Source organism: Dickeya undicola (genome assembly GCF_000784735.1).
Taxonomy (GTDB): domain Bacteria; phylum Pseudomonadota; class Gammaproteobacteria; order Enterobacterales; family Enterobacteriaceae; genus Dickeya; species Dickeya undicola.
On the sequence record NZ_JSYG01000024.1, the window covers coordinates 1 to 19,134 of the forward strand.

At 52.9% G+C, this 19,134-nt stretch carries 14 protein-coding genes and 2 pseudogenes; 2 read left to right on the top strand and 14 right to left on the bottom strand.

The genetic code is table 11. The features are described 5' to 3' along the window. Positions 1-456: 456 nt before the first annotated feature. From OB87_RS12125 to ftsI, 12 genes are all read right to left on the bottom strand, one after another. Entirely contained in the window at positions 457-942 is a 486-nt protein-coding gene (locus tag OB87_RS12125; protein WP_033569695.1) for a DUF2501 domain-containing protein, read from the bottom strand. A 122-nt stretch (positions 943-1,064) separates the two neighbouring features. Continuing rightward, complete coding sequence (locus tag OB87_RS19475; protein WP_050515706.1) at positions 1,065-1,964, bottom strand: helix-turn-helix domain-containing protein; 900 nt, start codon at positions 1,962-1,964, stop codon at positions 1,065-1,067. A 93-nt stretch (positions 1,965-2,057) separates the two neighbouring features. Continuing rightward, a complete protein-coding gene (locus tag OB87_RS12135) occupies positions 2,058-3,584 on the bottom strand; it encodes a DHA2 family efflux MFS transporter permease subunit (protein WP_033569696.1) in 1,527 nt (508 codons plus the stop codon). A 10-nt stretch (positions 3,585-3,594) separates the two neighbouring features. Beyond that, complete coding sequence (locus tag OB87_RS12140) at positions 3,595-4,773, bottom strand: efflux RND transporter periplasmic adaptor subunit (protein ID WP_033569697.1); 1,179 nt, start codon at positions 4,771-4,773, stop codon at positions 3,595-3,597. 17 nt (positions 4,774-4,790) lie between these two features. Continuing rightward, on the bottom strand, positions 4,791-5,261 hold the full coding sequence (locus OB87_RS12145) for a MarR family transcriptional regulator (protein WP_033569698.1): 471 nt from the start codon (positions 5,259-5,261) through the stop codon (positions 4,791-4,793). A gap of 196 nt (positions 5,262-5,457) precedes the next feature. Then, on the bottom strand, positions 5,458-6,219 hold the full coding sequence (locus OB87_RS12150; RefSeq protein ID WP_152605892.1) for an ABC transporter ATP-binding protein: 762 nt from the start codon (positions 6,217-6,219) through the stop codon (positions 5,458-5,460). Between the two features lie 3 nt (positions 6,220-6,222). Then, a complete protein-coding gene (locus OB87_RS12155; RefSeq protein WP_033569699.1) occupies positions 6,223-7,035 on the bottom strand; it encodes an ABC transporter ATP-binding protein in 813 nt (270 codons plus the stop codon). Further along, the gene (gene opp1C, locus OB87_RS12160) at positions 7,032-7,898 is read right to left on the bottom strand and encodes a nickel/cobalt ABC transporter permease (protein WP_033569700.1); all 867 of its coding nucleotides are present in this window, start codon (positions 7,896-7,898) and stop codon (positions 7,032-7,034) included. Before opp1C ends, OB87_RS12155 begins: the two co-directional genes overlap by 4 nt. 2 nt (positions 7,899-7,900) lie before the next feature. Continuing rightward, positions 7,901-8,833 carry a nickel/cobalt ABC transporter permease gene (gene opp1B, locus OB87_RS12165; protein WP_033569701.1) on the bottom strand — a complete coding sequence of 311 codons (933 nt, stop codon included), beginning with the start codon at positions 8,831-8,833 and terminating at the stop codon, positions 7,901-7,903. A 32-nt stretch (positions 8,834-8,865) separates the two neighbouring features. Continuing rightward, on the bottom strand, positions 8,866-10,428 hold the full coding sequence (nikA, locus tag OB87_RS12170; protein ID WP_200884291.1) for a nickel ABC transporter substrate-binding protein: 1,563 nt from the start codon (positions 10,426-10,428) through the stop codon (positions 8,866-8,868). A gap of 71 nt (positions 10,429-10,499) precedes the next feature. Continuing rightward, on the bottom strand, positions 10,500-11,279 hold the full coding sequence (locus OB87_RS12175) for a class I SAM-dependent methyltransferase (protein ID WP_033569702.1): 780 nt from the start codon (positions 11,277-11,279) through the stop codon (positions 10,500-10,502). A 408-nt stretch (positions 11,280-11,687) separates the two neighbouring features. Beyond that, positions 11,688-13,385, bottom strand: a complete 1,698-nt coding sequence (gene ftsI / locus OB87_RS12180; RefSeq protein WP_050515707.1) for a peptidoglycan glycosyltransferase FtsI — start codon at positions 13,383-13,385, stop codon at positions 11,688-11,690. 731 nt (positions 13,386-14,116) lie between these two features. Between ftsI and katG the strand changes: the two genes are divergently transcribed. Further along, the gene (gene katG / locus OB87_RS12185) at positions 14,117-16,318 is read left to right on the top strand and encodes a catalase/peroxidase HPI (protein WP_033569703.1); all 2,202 of its coding nucleotides are present in this window, start codon (positions 14,117-14,119) and stop codon (positions 16,316-16,318) included. A 250-nt stretch (positions 16,319-16,568) separates the two neighbouring features. On the opposite strand, the pseudogene OB87_RS20380 reads toward katG, so the two are convergent. Beyond that, positions 16,569-16,800 (bottom strand): annotated as a pseudogene (locus OB87_RS20380) (IS630 family transposase); the annotation flags it as partial. Positions 16,801-17,605: 805 nt separating this feature from the next. On the opposite strand from OB87_RS20380, the gene OB87_RS12200 reads away from it, so the two are divergent. Next, positions 17,606-18,010: a GNAT family N-acetyltransferase gene (locus tag OB87_RS12200; protein WP_033569745.1), complete on the top strand. Its 405-nt coding sequence runs from the start codon at positions 17,606-17,608 to the stop codon at positions 18,008-18,010. A gap of 798 nt (positions 18,011-18,808) precedes the next feature. Here OB87_RS12200 and OB87_RS12205 read toward each other — a convergent pair. Beyond that, positions 18,809-19,117: pseudogene (locus OB87_RS12205) on the bottom strand (IS4 family transposase); the annotation flags it as partial. Positions 19,118-19,134 lie beyond the last annotated feature (17 nt).

A 19,134-nucleotide genomic window follows, 5' to 3' on the forward strand; every position in this document is an offset into this window, starting at 1 on the left:
GTATATACCCAAAATAATTCGAGTTGCAGGACAAAACGTATTGCGTTTTGAACAACGCGAAGCGTTGGCCCTTCAGGGCAAGGCTCATGTGAGCCTTGTAACGCGGCAAGTGAGTGAATCCCGATGAGCTTACTCAGGTAAGTGATTCGGGTGAATGACAAATTGGCGTAAGCCGATTTGAACGCTGCTTGCAGCGGCCCCGAAGGGGCGAGGCCCATGAAATGGGCCGAGTAACGTAGCCAACACACCTGCAACTCGAATTATTTAGGGTATAAACGTAGATGCGTGGCGCTATATTACCGGGATTGAACCTGATGATAATCACGCACAACAGAATAGCGTTATGAATAAGGCTCATGAATGAGGGATGACTGAACAGTTTCAGGCATTCTGGATAAGGTGTTGCCATCACCCCGACCTGATGCCACTCATACCGCGCACCGGTCGGGATTTTCGTCAGGAAATAAATTTCACGCCTTGCTTTAATACGATGTCACATGCCTTGGCTTTGACTTTTTCCGCCAGCGGCGTACTGCCCAATGTACTCAGGTTTACCTGTTTTCCCTCTCCGGTATTCAGCAGGCCGCTCAACCCTTGCATATAATCGGTCTGCTTCTGCTGTTCCTGTTGAGAACTCAGGCCCAGTTTACTCAGCAATTGGTTTTTGACATTGTCGGTATTGGTTGCCGAAACCAGCTTCTGTTTCAGGCAATATTGCAGGATACCCGCCGCATTGTTCATGCTACCCGCGCTCAGCGACTGAGTTTCGCCATTAAGCAAGCCGGTCAGCCCACTCAGGTTGCCAGACGAAGCACCGTTCTGGCTTAACTGGCTGGCCGCGCTGGAAAGGGAGTCCTGCCAGCCTGCCGCCTGAGCGTAACTCGTTGCCGTCATCAGGGCGGCCACACCTACGATGTTCACTGCACGTTTGATTAATGTCATAACACGCTTACTCTTTTAGGGTCGAAAACTACGACGCAGTATACCGTCACCGCCGTCAGGCACCATCCGATAAAACCGAAAATCACCTGAGCCGAAGGGCGATTCTGTTTTACCGCTACCGTTTAGTTTCGATCAAATGGAACATAATATTCCACTTCAAAGTAATCTTTATCTATCCCGCCTTGTGAATCTTTCCTACAGCGGATGATTTCCAGATCGCAGCCGTTCATCCGGGTATAAGACCGACCGGGTAAAATATGATGGTAAATCGTTTTCAGAAACGATGTATATCCCTCCACATCCCCGGAAAACAGAAAGCGCAAATAGCGTTCCGTTTCGGCCGATGTCGCTGTGGAATAATGACCAGCGTCAACGTGATGATACGGTTCGGCAGCGCTAATATGATATTCCATTCTCACATGGCGATTAACCCGGTTCGCGTCGGGAATAAAGGTTGAAAAAGAATAAATAACCCCTTCCTGACCATCATATCGACGGAGGGTCTGCTCCCATAATTTTATTTTTTGTGGAATACCGCTTGCCGAAATAAAGTCATCAATACTTTGGGTATGCTCAAAAAAGCAGGTATTAGCCGGTCTGGCGGGCAAATCCACCACTTCGGGAATCGGCAGCCAATCCACGCTCGCGTCTAATGACGGTTGCAGGCCGGAGAAATTCCACCGTACGTCTTTACGATAATGTCCAGGCGACATCCCAAAATGTTTTTTAAAGGTACGGGTAAATGACTGCTGGGAATCAAAACAGTAACGTAACGCCACGTCCTGAATGGTTTGATTGGTCAGCTTTAACTCGACCGCTGCTCTGCTCAACCGTCGGCTGCGAATATACGACCCCAGCGAAACACCGGTTTCCTTCTTGAAGATACGCTGCAAATGCCATTTGCTGTAGCCCGACTTCGCGGTGACGTCATTGATCATCAGCGGGCTTTCGAGATGGTTCTCTATCCAGCCAATTAGATCGACGGTAAATCTCATCATGGACGGCATCGTTGATAACATCATGGCTGAACCCCCTGGCTGACATCAGAAACATTGAAATACGCGCCGATCACACACTGGCATCGGCATCACTTCACTCATCGACCGCATCGCGGGCTAATGCCCGGCAGCAGCCGGTCCTGTTTTGGTAAACGGCGGCCTGGCGAACCAGATGATCACCACCAGCCCCATAAACCCCCAACCCAGTAGATGGAAATAATCAATGGTGGATGCCATCCACGCCTGCTGTTGCACGGTTCTGTCCAACTGTGCCAACGTGGTCTGACTGATACCGCCCATTCGATTGAGGTAATCCACCGCCGCCGGGTTGTAGACGGAGACGCTTTCGCTCAGCACCGCATGGTGATAAATCTCGCGATGCGACCAGATCCAGGTGGTGAGCGACGACGCAAAACTGCCGCCCAACACACGCAGAAAGGTCGCCAGTCCGGAACCTTCCGCCACATCCTTGCCGTGCAGACTCGACAGTAAAATGGAGGTCAGCGGCACAAAGAAAAACGCCACGCCAATCCCCATAAACAGCTGTACGCCAGCCACCGTAATAAAGTCGACGTCGATGGTGAACTGGGCGCGCATCAGGCACGACAACCCCATAATCACAAACGACAACGTAGCGAGCAGGCGCAAATCGACCCGGTTGCCATAGCGGCCGATAATCGGTGTGAGTAACATCGGCAACATCCCCATCGGCGCGGCCGCCAGCCCTGCCCAGGTCGAGGTGTATCCCATCCAGGTTTGCAGCCACTGGGGCAAAATCACATTGATGGCGAAAAACGCGGCGTAGCCGAACATCAGCGACAGTGTGCCGATAGTGAAATTCCGATCGGCAAACAACCGCAGGTTGACCAGAGGCTCACGTTCCCCCAGTTCCCAAATCACAAAAGACACCAGCGCGATGACGGAAATCACTGACATCGTGACGATATCCGAGGAGGCAAACCAGTCCAGGTCGTTGCCTTTATCCAGCACCACCTGCAACAGGCCGACACCGAGAACCAGCAGGCCGATGCCGACGTAATCGACACGGGCGCGCACCGTCGAGTCCTGCCAGTCGCGCAGTTGCACCATCACGACCCCAGCAGCAAACAGACCAATCGGTACGTTGATATAAAAAATCCACGGCCAGGCATAATTGTCGGTGATCCAGCCGCCGGTAATCGGCCCGACAATCGGCCCCACCACGGTCACCATCGCCAGTAACGCCAGCGCCATGTTGCGGCGCGATGGTGGGAAAATCATCAGCAGCAACGTCTGACACATGGGGTACATCGGACCGGCGAAAAAGCCCTGCAAGGCCCGGAACACGATCAGTTCCGTCATGCTGCGCGAGAAGCCGCACAGAAAAGAGGCCAGGCTGAACAACAACACCGAAACGATAAACAACCGCCGCTGACCGACGATGCGCGACAGCCAACCCGTCAGTGGCAGAGCGATGGCGTTGCACACGGCGAACGACGTAATTACCCACGTGCTCTGATCCGAACTGACGCCGAGGTTACCGGCTATCGTCGGCAACGACACGTTAGCGATGGTGGAATCCAGTACCTGCATGAAGGTCGCCAGCGAGATCGCCAGCGTTGCCAGACCCGGATTCGGCGGTGTAAAGGCGGCTTTATCGTTCATCACCGGCACCTTAGCCACGCGAGTTCGTCAACGACGGGCTGTTGTCGTGAAGAATTTTCGCCACCAGCTTATCGGCCTGCTGAAGTGGTTCGTCGTACACATCGGTGCGATAGCGTGGTGCGCGGTGTGGTGCCTCCGGCAGCAGTTCGCCCTGAGTGCTGTGCAGATCCACACGAGCCAGCATCGACAAGCCGATACGCAACGGCCGCTGCTTCAATCCTTCCGGGTCCAGCGCGATACGCACCGGCAGACGCTGGACGATCTTAATCCAGTTGCCGCTGGCGTTCTGCGCCGGTAGCAGGGAGAACGCGCTGCCGGTGCCGATACCCAGGCTTTCGATGGTGCCGTGATATACCGTTTTGTCACCATAGATATCCGCCGTCAGGGTCACCGGCTGCCCCAGCCGCATTTGCAGCATCTGGCTTTCCTTGAAATTGGCATCCACCCAGACCTGATCAAGCGGCACGATTGTCATCAGGGTCGCACCGGCGCTGACGCGCATTCCAACCTGCACCGCACGCTTGGCGACATAGCCGCTGACCGGTGCGACGATGGCGCTACGCGCCCAGTCCAGATACTTACTGCGCAAATCCGCCACCGCGTTTTTAATGTCAGGATGGTCGTCCAGCACGGTGTTATCCACCATCGCCTGATTGGTACGCAGGGCTTGTTCCGCCGCATCCAGCGCGGTACGGGCGCTGTTGACCGCATCCTGATAATGCGCCAGATCCTCAGCAGAAATCGCCCCTTTCGCCACCAGCCCTTTGCGGCGGTTATAGTCGCCAATCGCCTGTTGCAACGCTACCTGTCTGGACGCGACCTGCGCCTGATAGTTATCAACGGTGCTATACAGGCCGCGCACCTGGCGCACGGCGCTAGCCAGTTGCGCTTCCGATTGCTGCAACGCGATGAGGGTATCGCTTGGGCTGAGTTGCACCAGCAACTGCCCTTTTTCCACATAATCGCCGTCGTCCACACTGATCTGGGTGACGGTGCCGCCGACCTGCGGCGTCAGCGTAATCAGGTTACCGCTCACATAGGCGTTATCGGTCGTTTCGTAAAAGCGCAGGTAAAGCTGGTAATAGGCAGCACCGCCTGCCGCAGCCAGCAGTAACACCAGCAGCAGGATGGCAAATTGACGTTTACGGCGGCCGTTGCGCGGCACCGGTGGCGTGGAGGTGGTATCCATGTAAGTCGTGACCTTTATTATTTTGGATAGGTTAAATGGGGGGCATAACGCGCTATCACGTCATCCGGCAACATTTTGGTCAGCAGTTGCATCAGTTGCTCTACATCCTGATGCGTCAGGCGTTCAGTGGTTTGCGCCAGCACAACGTGCATCCCTTCCTGCTCGAAATGCTGGCAGATCGCCTGCCCTTTTTCGGTCAGCGCCAGAATTACCTGACGTTTGTCACAGGGATGAGGCTGCCGCAAAATCAGTTCCCGCTTCACCATCCGCTCAATCATGCGGCTGAGCGCGCCGCCATCCATCATTACGTTCTTGCTCAAATCCACCGGGCTGGTGAAGCCTTTATAGATACTGATCAAGACCTTGAATTGAGACGCGGTGATGTCGCTGTCAGCAAAATAGTCATTCAGCAGGTTATCTTTGAACTGGTTTGCCAGGTGGATCAGCAAGCCAATCGGATAAAGCGTTTTATAACTGGTGTTGTTCATGACACATAAACCTGACTAGGCATTAATTGAAAAAGAAATTAATGCCTAGTCAACAAAATGTCAATATCAATTCTCATTCACACCATTAACCTGACAAAACACAGCACCCACGAGGTATATCGAAACCCGTGATAGCGGGCGATGATGCGCTGGCGTAGAGAAGTTGAATCGATGTGGGTGCCCCCGCCATCCTGTGTTAGCGGAATGTCATGACGGCTTGCAGCAGCGATTGTGAGTATGGATGGGAAACCGTGGATAAATCGTTAACGGCGCAGGCTTCCACGATTTCGCCCTCGCGGAAAAAAATCACGTTATTGCACAGGTACGCCGCCGCCTGAATATCATGCGTAATAAACAGGCAGGAAAGGTTAAACCGCTTTTTCAGGTCGATGAGCAGATCCAGAATCTGCACTTGTGAGGACACATCCAGCGCGCTGATGGCTTCATCCAGAATCAACAGTTGTGGATGTGTCGCCACCGCCCGGCAAATACAGACGCGCTGGATCTGGCCGCCCGACAGTTCATGGACATAACGCCCGCTGAATGCCGACGATAACCCGGCCAGTGCCAATAATTCGATTATCCGCTGATCCCGCTCGGCCCGGCGGAGGGTTTTCTGCAGCATCAGCGGTTCGGACAACGCCTGATACACCGTCATTAGCGGGTTAATCGACGACGTATAATCCTGAAACACGGCACTCATGCGGTGCCTTCTGTTTTCGGGGCAAAAAACCGGTTCACCCGCCAATAATATCTCCCCCCGGTCGGGCCGCTCCAGCCCGCTAATCAGCCGGGCCAGCGTACTTTTTCCGCCGCCGCTTTCGCCGATAATGCCGAGACAATCGCCGTGCTCAAGCGAGAATGAGACGTTCTTTATCACCGTGCGTTGTCTTTTCGAGAAAAACGACCCGCGGTTTTCCCAATAGTGTTTTTCAACCTGCCGAACCTCAAGCAACATGCGTCATTTCCCCATGACCTGATGGAACGCCGCACTTAAGCGTCTGCGGGTATCAATCAGGCTGCGCGTATAATCCTGTTCGGGGTGGGTGAATACCCGTTCGGTTTCCCCCTGCTCAACGATCCGGCCGTCTTTCATCACCACCACATACTGCGCCAGCGCCCTGACCAGCGCCAGGTCATGAGAGGCGAACAGCATGGTGCTATGGCTGTTTTTTTGCAGGTGGATAAACTGCTGCACGATGTGATACTGGGTCATGCTGTCAAGCGAGCTGGTCGGTTCATCCGCAATAATCAACGCCGGTTGCGATGCCAGCGCGATGGCGATCATCACGCGTTGCAGCATCCCGCCGGACAGCTGATGGGGGTATTTAGCCAGCAATTCGGTCGCATCACGCAGCCCGACGTTTTCCAGCATCGCTTTCGCTCGGGCCCGGCGCTGGGCGCGCGTTAACGCGGTATGCTGCTTCAGGGTTTCATCAAGATGGTTGCCTACCGTATACAGCGGATCAAACGCGCTGACGGCATCCTGCATGATCAGCGCTATCTGTTTGCCGCGAATGGTCAGCCACGTTTTGGACGAGAGCTGTTGCAAATCGCAACCGCGGAAAACCGTTTCGCCACTGACGCGCAGCCAGGGCGGCAATAAGCCGAGTACGCTTCGGCATAACAGGCTTTTTCCGCCCCCACTCTCCCCCACGACCGCCGTACAGCAGCGTTCATGCAACGTTAGGGTAATATCGTTGAGTAAGACGCGGTTTTTTCGCGTATCGGCAACCGAAAGCCGGTTTATCTCCAGCACTACCGGCGGCGTCATTGTGACTGACTCTTCATCGCGTCTTCGCGGCTGACATGCCCGGCGGGGTCGAGCGCGTCACGCAAAAAATCGCCGACCACATGGCAGGCGGCAACCACCACAGCAATGGCGATGCCTGCGGGCAACATTTGTGTCGGGTGGGTCAGCATGACGTTTTTCGCCTCGCTGAGCATATTGCCCCACTCCGGCAGCGGCGGCTGAGCACCCAGCCCGAGAAAAGAGAGCGCGGAGATCATCAGTATCACGCTACCAATATCCGCAGAAGCCAAAATAACCAGGTCGGCGGCGGCGGCCGGTAATAAGTGCCTGCGCATGACATAGGCGGAAGGGGCGGCAATAACACGCACGTAATTGACATAGTTTTTACTGCCGTGCCGTAGCGTCATCCCTCTGACCATCCGCGCATACCAGGCCCACTTCGCCAGCACCACCGCCAGAAGGATATTTTGCATCCCCGGCCCGATAATCCCCACAATGGCGAAAATCATCACCTCACCGGGGAAAGAGAGCATGGCGTCGCACGCACGCATTAAGAATCCGTCGATTCTGCCTTTACAGTAACCGGCGATCAGGCCGATGATGGCCCCGGCCAGCACGGTCAGCATCATGGCTGCCAGGCTATAAAACACCGTGGTTCTCACGCCAAAGACCAGACGTGAAAACACACAGCGGCCCAGATTATCCGTGCCGAGCGGATAGAGCAGGCTGGCACCCTGATACTTATGCCTGACCGACGTCAACGCCGGATCATGCGGAGCGATGTACGGCGCGAAGACACCGAAAATCAACACCGTCAGCAGCAACAGACCACACAGCAAAGCCAGTCGATCCTGCGTTATTTTTTTTCCGCGCTTCCACGCCATGATCAGCGTTCTCCCCTGATGCGCGGGTCAAGCCTGACCTGCAACACGTCGGTCAAAAAGTTAAACCCCAGGAACAGCAACGCCATCAGCAACATGTAGGCTTGAATCATCGGATAGTCACGATTGAAGATAGCGGAAAGACACAAGCGGCCGACGCCGGGCCAGGCAAAGATGTTTTCGATCACCACCGTACCGGCAATGAGTTTGGGAATGCTCATGCCTATCGCCACCAACGCGGCGTGCAGCGAGTTCACCAGCACGTGCTTAACGATAATCAGCGGCGCAGGCAGCCCTCTTGCTCTGGCGTACCACACGTAGTTTTGCTGCAAATTGCCGATCATACTGCCCCTGATCAGGCGGATATAGGTGCCGATGTACCCCAGCATCAACGTGCATGACGGCAAAATGACCGACCGTTCTTCCTGCATACCACCGACGGGAAACAGGTCCATGTGAACCGCCAGTCCCCACAGCAACAGCAAACCAATCCAGTAATTGGGGATGGCGACCGTCAGAAAAACCACGCAGCGAACCACGTTATCGAACATTGTGTTTTCGGTTACCGCGCAGGTGATACCCAACGTCAGCGACAACGTGACGATCATCAGCAGCGACACCGCGGCCAGATACAGCGTGGCGGGCAGCGCCTGCATAAACTCATGCCACACCGGCTGCCGGGTGATGAACGACGTGCCGAAATCAAGGTGCAACACCCGCCAAAGCCATAATAAATAACGCTGGAGAAAAGGCCGATCCAGCCCTAACTCATGACGCATCAGTTGCACCGCCGCGTCGGTCGGCACGATCTCGTTCACACGCAAGGCCACTTCAGCCGGGTCGGAAGGTGCCAGGTTCAGCAGCGAAAAAGCCAGAAACGACATCACCACGGCCAGCGGCACCGTCATCATTAGTCGCTTGATGAAATAAGCACGCATCCGCTTCCTTCTCCTCCGCCGGTCCCCGCCCTTCAGAAAAACATTTTCTCAAAGGGAATCTCATACTGTGATGCGTTAAACGACACCCCTTTCAGCCGGGGCGAATAGATGGCTTTGGTTCTTGAATAGGTCAGCGGGATATACACCGCCTCATCGGTCAGCAAGGTGAATAATTGTGCATAGCGTTCCTGACGCTGTTTTTCATTTGGCGTCAGCAATATTTCGCCAATCAGGTTATCGATGTCCGGCTTGTGGGGTAATCCCTTCTGCGCCTGATAATCCGCATGGGCGGGAATGCGGAACGACGAAATATACGATGCCGGGTCGTAAGGCGTTCCCCATGACAACGAATATTGCAGGTCAAAATCGCCCGATTTCTGGCGGTCCAGAAAAGCCTGCTTTTCCTCCCCCAGAATAGTCAGCTGTACGCCGACGCGCTTCAGGTCATCCTGAATCAGCTCGGCAATCTCCCTTTCCGCCGCGTTATTGCGGTTATAAGACAGCATCAGCGCCAGCGGCTTACCCTGCTTTTCCCGCACCGTTTTTCCCGCCGCCAGATGCCAGCCAGCCGCTTCCAGCAATATTGCGGTTTGCTGCGGATCAAACCGATACACCGGCAAATCGATATCACAATAAGGCACACGGCGGGACAGCAGAGTATCGGCAACGCTCTCGCTATTGCCCATAATTCCGCTGGCGATCGCCGCTTTATCGATCGCGTACTGCAACGCCTGACGCACCGCTTTATCCCCGCTAATGGGACGACCGCTATTCAGCACCAGCGCGCGGGAGGCGACCGGCTGGCTCATCAACGTCTGGTATTTTCCCGAAGCCTGAAGCGCAGCGAAGCTGTCCATATCCAGCATATCGCCGTCGGCACCGAAAATGAGCTGGACTGTTTCTTTTTGCAACGCCATCAGCATGGACTGCCGATCAGGTATCACCTGCCACACAACGCTATCAAGGCGCGGCCGGGTTCCCCAGTAACCGGCGTTGGCGACAAACCGCGCGTATTGATTGGGTTTATGCTCCGCCAGCACCCAGGGGCCGGTTCCCACATAACCGGTTATTCCGTCTTTGGTTTTACCGTCAATAAATGCTCGGGGCGACACAAAACGGAACGGTCTGGTCAGACCCAGTTCGATTAGCGTTGGGTAATAAGGATGTTTAAGTGTGATCTCAACGCGGTAACGGTCCAGCACGGTGACCTTATCGATCTGCTGTACCAGTTCAAGCCAGGCATGGCGCTGATAATTGTCCAGCACCGCCTCAATGTTCTGTTTGACGACATCAGCCGTCAACAGCTCACCATCGGTAAACCGAACACCGTGACGTAGAGTGAAAATATAGTGTTTGCCATCGGGAGATATTGTCCAGCTTTCCGCCAGCCAGGGTTTCACCCCTTCGGAGGTATTAATGACCAGCGATTCAAACACCATATTCTGGGCGGCCATTTCGCCCGCATAACCATGCGGATTAATGTCACGAATATCTTTGGTGCTGGCATACACCAATGAATGTTCCGCTGCACCCGCGCACACCGAAAACAGACACAATATTACTGCCAGCAGCGTGATTCGCCGTATCCTAAACATCACCCTCACTCTGAAAATAAATAAGAAACGCCAACGTGCCTGCATCTTGAATTACGACGGGCATAGCCGTTTTATTTTTCCGCAACAACCATAAACATCGGTGTCGACGCGTAATTGATTTTCTCTTCGTCATCCCATAGGTTTTCAGCAATATTTTCATCAATGAAAACCTGATTAAACCCACACGACAGCAAAGCATGACGATCCCACGCCGGGCGTATTTCCCGGCTCAACGGTAGCGTTCTGGCAATATTCTCCATCGCTATCGTATTGGTATTAGCATAGTGGTCATTCATCTTCAGGCGGCGAGCATTTTGTCGATCACGCAAATAGCCGTCACGCGCGTCGGCATTAAAAAGATGCGCATACCAGTTGGCATCGAAATTAATCAACCGGCCACCGGGCGCTAATACCCGCAACCACTCCTGATAGGCGGCCAGCGGCTGTTTCAGATTCCAGGTCACATTGCGCGTCACCAACAGGTCGAAATGATTATCAGGAAACGGCAGCGTATGGACATCCGCCGTCGCTAATGTGATGTCAACGCCATAATAATCGGCATTATTTTTAGCCTGCGCCAGCATGGCGGGCGTTGCATCCACCGCGGTAACGCGATGACCCGCCATCGCCAATGTGACAGCGAAAAAACCCGGCCCGGTGCCAACGTCCAGTATCGTTAATAGCGGTTTTTTCGGGGCGTGATGTAAAATAACGTTCTGCCATAACAGGCGTTTGCCGCCGGTTAATTCCGCGACATTAACATCATTATATCCTTCCGCTCGTTTGCTCCAGTAATGCTTTACTGCATTGAGTAAACCATCACACGTAATATCATCCGTTAATAGTGTCACAACAGTCAGCCCTATTATTACGACAAGTGAATCTCACCCAGAAAAAGTCTGTGATTGCGTTCCGCTGTTATTCAATATTCAATGACGCCCTACGCGGGGAACACGTTTTATACCCTAAATAATTCGAGTTGCAGGAAGGCGGCAACCGAGTGAATTCCCAGGAGCTTACATAAGTAAGTGACTGGGGTGAGCGAGGGCAGCCAACGCACCTGCGACTTGAAGTATGACGGGTATATGCGCAGAGATAGTACACCCTGAAAGAAATACATACCCGCCCCGCGTATGAACTTTTATAAAAACATCACACTTCATTGAGGTAGATCATGAAAGCCAAGACGCGCCGACACCGGTTCACTCCGCTGTCGACGCAACGAATGGCGAGGGTCTAGCGCCTATCTCAATAGGCGCTTATTCGGTGAGCGCGTCTGGCGGAATATTCATATGGCGCAGCACGTCACCCATAATATGGCCAAAGACCGGGCCCGCGACCGACCCGCCGAAATGCTTGCCCGCATCGGGATGATTGATCATCACCACCAGCGCTACCCGCGGCTGACTGGCGGGTGCCACCCCTGCGGTATAGTTGACGTAACCGCCGTCGTATTTACCGTCTGGCCCCATTTTCTCGGCCGTACCGGTTTTAATCGCCAGACGATAGCCAGGAACGGCGGCCGTTACCCCGCTGCCGCCGGGCAGGGCATCGCTCTCCATCATATGCACCACCGTCCGCGCCACATCCTCATCGATGACACGAGTGCCGAGCACTGGCGGCGTCACTTTGGTGATGGAAACCGGGCGGAAGACGCCGAATGACCCAATCGTGGCGTACTCGCGCGCAATCTGCAACGGCGTGACACGCAGCCCGTAGCCGAATGAAAAGGTCGCGCGTTCAATGTCGGACCACCGCTCACGATGCAGCGGGAAATAGCCGCTGGTTTCCCCCTCGATCCCCAGTCCACTGGCAACACCAAGCCCAAAGCGGTGATAGAGATCGACCAGTACGCTTGCGGGCATCGCCAGTGCGATATGCGATACCCCGATATCGCTGGATTTTTGCAAAATACCGGTGATGGTCAGTCGGCTCCAGTGCCCGACGTCTTTGATCAGGTGTCCGTTCACCGGATAAGGCGTGGTGTCGATAACCGAATCCGGCCGGATCAGATGACGTTGCAGCCCCGCCATCACCACCAGCGGTTTGACGGTCGACCCCGGCTCGAAGCTGTCCGATATCGCCACATTCCTCATGTTCTTCTGTGGCTCGCCTTCGTAATTATTAGGGTTGTAGGACGGGTAGCTAGCCATACCGAGGATCTCCCCGGTGTTGACGTCAATCAACACCGCAGCCCCGGAATCGGCCTTATTCAGTTGCACACCGTCACGCAGGTGTGAATAAAGGACAAACTGCAAATAGCTGTCGATGCTCAGCGTCAGCGTCGGTGCCTGCTGCGCCGGGTCGTCGGCCATCAGGCTGACCACGTTGCCGTAACGATCTTTGCGGTAAACCCGCAGTCCCGGTTTGCCCAGCAACAGCTTGTTGAAACTGCGTTCAATGCCGTCCAACCCCTGCCCATCCAGCCCGACGATGCCGATAAGGTTGGACACCGCATCGCTCATCGGGTAGTAGCGGCTGGAGTCCGCCGGGGTCGAGATGCCACTGATATGCAATTGGCGCACGTAGTCAGCTATCCCCGCCTCAACCTGGCGTCCGATATAGAGAAAGTGACGGTGCGCATTCTCCTGAATCTTGTCTTTAATATCGCTAAGCGGCAGCGATAACGCGGTAGATAACGCACTCCACTGCGCAGCGGCCAATGTCGGGTCGCTCTCCAGCACATGGATAGGATCAGCCACCACATCATTGGAAGCCACGCTGACCGCCAATGGATGACCGTTGCGATCGGTGATGCTGCCGCGCAACGGTTGCGTGACCAGTTCACGCAAAGAGCGCTGATTGGCTTCTTTCTCCAGTTGCAGGCTTGCCACTACCTGCAAATACCCGACGCGGGCCATCAACAGCACCAGGCAGACACTGATACCAACACACAATAAAACAAAACGACCCTGAAAATAGGTCACACCCACACGGGTAGAATGGCTTTTGAGCATAAACCGCGCCCGCTAAAATCAGGCAGAGCCTCGCGGTGCGATCATCACGAACGATTGTCACACTGCACCCACAGACTCTGCCTTAAGTAAAAATATCGATTGATCCTGTGGTCGCACTATAAATGACATCGCTTAACGATACAGAAGCAGGAAACATCCCTACGTAATTCATTAATCATTGAAATGAAAGATACAGATGAAAACACACACTGCCGAAAAAGCATACGCCGCATCAGCGACAAGCCCTTTATACCCAAAATAATTCGAGTTGCAGGACAAAACGTTTTGCGTTTTGAACGCTGCTGACAGCGGCCCCGCAGGGGCGAGGCCCATGAAACGGGCCGAGTAACGCAGCCAACGCCCCTGCAACGTGAAGTATGACGGGTATACATCACTGTTTCTCGGTTGCTCGACTTGCGATGTTACATCGCTACATACCGCGCAATAACAACTGCTTTACTTATTAATCTCCACGATTAAATAGTCAGTATCTATCACAATATTCATGTAATTCGATTTCATCTCTGACCCGACGCTGACTAAGATAGATAGTGAGTTTCAACCGAAGGACACGAAGAACCTATCCCAATAGGTGAAATTCAAATTATTGCGTTAGACACTGACGCAGCACCCAATGCCAGCATTACGAGCAATTTCCTGTCCACAGCTCACTACCCGGCAGTGTGTTTAGCCGGGTTGATGGGGACACATGAGCATGAGGTAGAGAACGCATGACAACTGAAAGCAAATGCCCATTCCATCACCAGAGTACGCCGGTTACCGCCAGCGGTAGCGGCACCGACAACCGGGACTGGTGGCCGAATCAACTGAATCTGAAAATTCTGCACCAGCACTCTTCCCTGTCCGACCCGCTGGATAAGGGCTTCAACTATGCCGACGCGTTTAACAGCCTCGACCTTGATGCGGTTAAAAAAGACCTTCATGCCCTGATGACCGACTCGCAGGACTGGTGGCCCGCGGACTTCGGCCACTACGGTCCGTTGTTTATTCGTATGGCCTGGCACAGCGCTGGCACCTACCGCACCGGCGACGGCCGTGGCGGTGCGGGAGCCGGTCAGCAGCGTTTCGCGCCGCTCAACAGCTGGCCCGATAACGTCAACCTCGACAAAGCACGCCGCCTGCTGTGGCCAATTAAGCAAAAATACGGCCAGAAAATTTCGTGGGCCGACCTGATGATCCTCACCGGTAACGTGGCGCTGGAATCGATGGGATTCAAAACCTTCGGTTTTGCCGGTGGGCGTCCGGATGTGTGGGAACCGGAAGAAGATGTGTACTGGGGTTCCGAAAACACCTGGCTGGGCGGCGACAAACGCTATTCTGGCGAGCGCGACCTGGAAAACCCGCTGGCTGCGGTGCAAATGGGCCTGATTTACGTCAACCCGGAAGGCCCGAACGGCAACCCTGACCCGGTTGCTGCGGCTAAAGACATCCGCGAAACCTTCAGCCGCATGGCAATGAACGATGAAGAAACCGTCGCGTTGATCGCAGGCGGCCATACCTTCGGCAAGACCCACGGCGCGGGCGATGCGGCGCAGGTCGGCCCGGAACCGGAAGCCGCCGGTATTGAAGAGCAAGGTCTGGGCTGGAAGAGCACATTTGGCAGCGGCCACGGCGGCGACACCATTTCCAGCGGTCTGGAAGTGACCTGGACGCAGACGCCGACCCAATGGAGCAACTACTTCTTCCAGAACCTGTTCGGCTACGAGTGGGAACTGACCAAAAGCCCGGCCGGTGCCCATCAGTGGCAACCGAAAGGCGGTGCGGGCGCAGGCGAAGTGCCGGACGCGCATGACCCGTCCAAACGCCATGTGCCGACCATGCTGACGACTGACCTGTCGCTGCGTTTCGACCCCGATTATGAAAAGATTTCTCGTCGATTCTACGAGAATCCAGACCAGTTTGCCGACGCGTTCGCCCGCGCCTGGTTCAAACTGACACACCGCGACATGGGGCCGCGTGCGCGCTACCTCGGTTCAGACGTTCCAGCCGAAGAGTTGATCTGGCAAGACCCGATCCCGGCGGTAAATCACGCGCTGGTCAGCGAGCAGGATATCGCCACCCTGAAAGCGAAAATCCAGGCTTCTGGTCTGAGCGTTTCCCAGTTGGTGTCAACGGCCTGGGCATCGGCGTCTACCTTCCGTGGTTCCGACAAACGCGGCGGTGCCAACGGTGCACGTATTCGTCTCGCGCCGCAGAAAGATTGGGCGGTTAACCAGCCGGATCAGTTGGCGAAGGTACTGGGCACGCTGGAAAACATCCAGAACGCGTTCAACCACGCCCAGTCTGGCAACAAGCAAGTGTCACTGGCTGACCTGATTGTGCTGGCGGGTGCCGTCGGGGTGGAACAGGCTGCAAAAGCCGCCGGTCACGCGGTTACCGTGCCCTTCACGCCAGGGCGGATGGATGCCTCGCAGGAACAAACCGACGTCGAGTCTTTCGCGGTGCTGGAACCGATTGCCGATGGCTTCCGCAACTACCTGAAAGGCCATTACAGCGTAGCGGCCGAAGCGTTGCTGGTGGATAAAGCACAATTGCTGACGCTGAGTGCGCCGGAAATGACGGTGCTGGTAGGCGGGTTGCGCGTACTGGGTGCCAATGTCGGCCAGGCCTCGCATGGCGTATTCACCACACAGCCTGGCGCGCTGACCAACGACTTCTTCGTGAACCTGCTGGACATGGGCACGACGTGGAAAGCAGCGGCAGGCGCGGAAGGCGTGTTTGAAGGGCGTGATCGCGTGAGCGGCGACCTGAAGTGGACCGGCACCCGTGTCGACCTGATCTTCGGTTCCCACTCGCAACTGCGTGCGCTGGCCGAAGTTTACGGCAGCACCGACGCGCAGGCGAAGTTTGTACATGACTTCGTTGCCGCCTGGACCAAAGTGATGAACCTCGACCGTTTCGATCTGGCGTAATCCTCGCCCACCCCGGCGTGTTTCACGCCGGGGTATTTCCAATGCAACTTCAGTCAACATCCTTCCCGTTAACCTTTATCCTGTCAGGCTGTATCGCATAATTACTTTTGTACAATCCAGCAGATATTGAACCAGAAGAAAGTTTTTACATGGATCGTTACGATTTACCAGGTAATACATCCCGGCGCTAAACAGCTTCTCATATTACTGCTCAACGTCGTGGTTTTTATAGATGATGTAGTTATCAACCACCAACGTAGGAGACTCGGCCCGTCCCCGAATGCAGAGCGCCAGCCAGATAATGTCTGGTTCTGTCCCGGCGTGGCGATACGCTTCTGCTACCCTTTGGGCATCCAGTCGGTACCGATTTTCGGGTTCAGGTCGATATCGACTTCATCCTGATAAAACACAGGGTTCGCCGCCACTCCCTGAGCCATAGCCTGCTCAATAGCAAGCCGCTTTTCATCATAATGCAGGTCTTGGGGATATTTGGCGACGCTATTTAGAATACAGGGTTATATCCCCCTGAAGAGATCAAAAAGGTCTGGGTCTGTGACTTAACCTGGCACCGATATTGGGAGGAGATAAGAAATCAGAAATTTCTTATTATGGTTGGGTCAGATTCGGGGTTTTTCGAAATCGCAGAGTGCAAGGTATTTATTTACTCACAGAAACAAGTTGGGTCGTTAACCAATGGCTTAGTTTTTCTCATCATGATTATTGATAAATACAAGTGTGGATATGGAAATTATTGGCACTGGTTAATTTGTGATTCCCCCATTATTAATGATGTATCAGCATCATTTTTTGCCAAAAAAAAACAGAAATGAATTTTGTTTCCGCCTGGTTAATATCAAGAAAACATAATCAAAAAACACATTTAAACTCCTCCGTTAAAATAAAATTACAAACACCCATTATAAATACTTCTTTTATTAATTTTTTAATTTAAGTTATTTGATTTACTTAATTTTTTCAAGATACACACCCAGCTTACCCCATATCAGGCAGATAAAAAACAAATGATAAAATGCAGTTTTAACTTGAGATAATTGTTGCGACCCAGCTCTCGCGCAGAATATTAAAAAATATAAGACCATATGTACCAAAATGAATCAACTCATTAAAATATATTAAATAAGTCATTACTCATAAATTAATTACACAGGTTTATTTTAAGGTTATTGGAATAGTAAAAACAATATCGAGCAGTTATTGTCATTTTATTGCAATATGAAGGAATTATAAAAGGAGACGCAATATCAATATGAAATGGAGTTATCAACAATGCTTCCTGAATATATATTTGTTAATTCAGTTCCTCCGGTCGAGGATTTTTGTCGACTCAGGTATATAGCAGGACTTAAAGAACGTCCTCTGTCTGTTGCTAAAATTGCACTCTCTCGGAGTTGTTACGGAGTGTATGTTATCAACAAAGCACAGATCGTTATTGGGATGGGGCGTATTGTCGGGGACGGAGCGCTTAATTTTGAGATTGTTGACGTAGCTGTTGATCCGGCATACCAGCGACAGGGTATTGGAAGAGAAATAATGTTTAGGCTGAAATCATGGCTGGAAGATCAGGCTAAATATTCATTTGTTTCATTAATAGCAACGGTTCCAGAATTTTATAAGGAATTTGGGTTCAGGGGTATTCCCTCTCCGTGTGAAGGGATGTTTCTTGTATGGTAGCTATCCGGGTAGACACCTAAGCAGAGGTTTTTATGTTGCAGATTTTTGAGTCATTAAGATACATGTGATGTCACTCCATTATGACCTCAAATCTGACCACTAACTTTTTCCGATGCAGAAGGAAAACCGAAAATGCATCGGGGCAATTTTTCACGCGATTACGCTAAATAAAACACAGAAATGCCGATGTCGAAAGGCATCGCTTTTCTGTGTTTGGCTCCTTTAACTGGCTCACCTTCATTAGGAACTGTCTGATAATGCGGGTATGCTTACAGTATTACTGCCCTGTTTCCTCAGCCCCTATATACGCGCTAAATATTCATAAAATATTCACAGTAAGTAAAAAATAAATATACCGCCGAATCTGTTTATCCATCGAGTGATAAAAAATATCCGCAGCGATTATTAAATACAAATATAGAACACAAAATAAAAAATTTTAATCAATTTATTTTTAATATAAAAAATTAAATCCCCGCACAGAAAACGCATCTCTTTTTCACGAGTATACTTTGGTATACATGACCTATACTTTTTAATCGTGGACGCTCTGTCTCGATTGTTTTATTTTCCTGCCATGCATTAAAGAATAACGCCGCACCATCGTCGTATTGCTCAGAGCACACTGACAATGCCGGTATCCGAGCCTATCCCAGTAGGCGTTATTGGCATAGCCAGTTTGGACTCGGACAGCGCGGAGAACCCGCAGCGTACACGGAGTACGTGAGGAGTTCGAGCACTGCCCAGGGCCAAAATGGCAAGTGAAATAGCCCTAATGGGATAGGTAATGCCAGTCAGTTAAGCCACTGACTGGCATTTTTTATACGCTTTTCCGTATTTACGCGGTCTTTCCTTCACCACTCGCGGGAAGGCCCTTTCTCTCCTTCCCGCGAGTTTCACCAACTGCGCCAGACTCTCCAGATCTCGCATCAGCTCCGGGATACGGCCCGGTGACGCTCCCTGCAACGTCATCAGCATTCTCATCACCAGACCGCTCGACTCGCTGAAGCTCAGCTGATTCGGCCAGTAGCCCTTCAACTGTCCTGCCATCTTTATCATCTGATAACGTACCAGGTTATACGCCAGCAGAACGCCCCATAACTCCTGTGATCCTACCCACGTAA

Coding starts and splice junctions, on each gene's coding strand:
- OB87_RS12155 (WP_033569699.1), bottom strand. CDS start 7,035: ATGACGCCGCCGGTAGTGCTGGAGATAAACCGGCTTTCGGTTGCCGAT.
- OB87_RS12140 (WP_033569697.1), bottom strand. CDS start 4,773: ATGGATACCACCTCCACGCCACCGGTGCCGCGCAACGGCCGCCGTAAA.
- nikA (WP_200884291.1), bottom strand. CDS start 10,428: ATGTTTAGGATACGGCGAATCACGCTGCTGGCAGTAATATTGTGTCTG.
- OB87_RS12145 (WP_033569698.1), bottom strand. CDS start 5,261: ATGAACAACACCAGTTATAAAACGCTTTATCCGATTGGCTTGCTGATC.
- katG (WP_033569703.1), top strand. CDS start 14,117: ATGACAACTGAAAGCAAATGCCCATTCCATCACCAGAGTACGCCGGTT.
- OB87_RS12125 (WP_033569695.1), bottom strand. CDS start 942: ATGACATTAATCAAACGTGCAGTGAACATCGTAGGTGTGGCCGCCCTG.
- OB87_RS12150 (WP_152605892.1), bottom strand. CDS start 6,219: ATGTTGCTTGAGGTTCGGCAGGTTGAAAAACACTATTGGGAAAACCGC.
- OB87_RS19475 (WP_050515706.1), bottom strand. CDS start 1,964: ATGATGTTATCAACGATGCCGTCCATGATGAGATTTACCGTCGATCTA.
- ftsI (WP_050515707.1), bottom strand. CDS start 13,385: ATGCTCAAAAGCCATTCTACCCGTGTGGGTGTGACCTATTTTCAGGGT.
- OB87_RS12200 (WP_033569745.1), top strand. CDS start 17,606: ATGCTTCCTGAATATATATTTGTTAATTCAGTTCCTCCGGTCGAGGAT.
- opp1B (WP_033569701.1), bottom strand. CDS start 8,833: ATGCGTGCTTATTTCATCAAGCGACTAATGATGACGGTGCCGCTGGCC.
- OB87_RS12135 (WP_033569696.1), bottom strand. CDS start 3,584: ATGAACGATAAAGCCGCCTTTACACCGCCGAATCCGGGTCTGGCAACG.
- opp1C (WP_033569700.1), bottom strand. CDS start 7,898: ATGGCGTGGAAGCGCGGAAAAAAAATAACGCAGGATCGACTGGCTTTG.